Annotated in this window: 1 protein-coding gene; it reads left to right on the forward strand. The window is 47.5% G+C overall.

Translation table 11 applies throughout. From position 1 onward, the window contains the following. Positions 1-129: 129 nt before the first annotated feature. The coding region (locus tag SB724_RS20790; RefSeq protein WP_410572838.1) for a tlde1 domain-containing protein at positions 130-259 on the forward strand (130 nt) is incomplete at its 3' end.

The raw sequence follows: 259 nt of genomic DNA on the forward strand, positions 1-259 counted from the left end.
CGTGTGAGTGGAATAACCGACTAAGATAGGCATCCGTAACGAAAGAAGGTGCGATTGATCGCGCCTTCTTAATTGTTTGAACAACTGCGCAGAATTGCATGGATGCCACCGGATTTTAGATAAAACTAATTGGCGAACTTAAGCGGTGTAAGACGCGGCAATTTTCGATTACATCCCGCTAGCGGGGCCGGACTTTCATTCGGATGTATCACGCTGAAAAGTCTCGCGGATTTTCGGAGACTTCGGCAAACACTACTGG

This window comes from Bacillus sp. SIMBA_031 (assembly GCF_046535225.1).
GTDB classification, from domain to species: Bacteria; Bacillota; Bacilli; order Bacillales; family Bacillaceae; genus Bacillus; species Bacillus velezensis.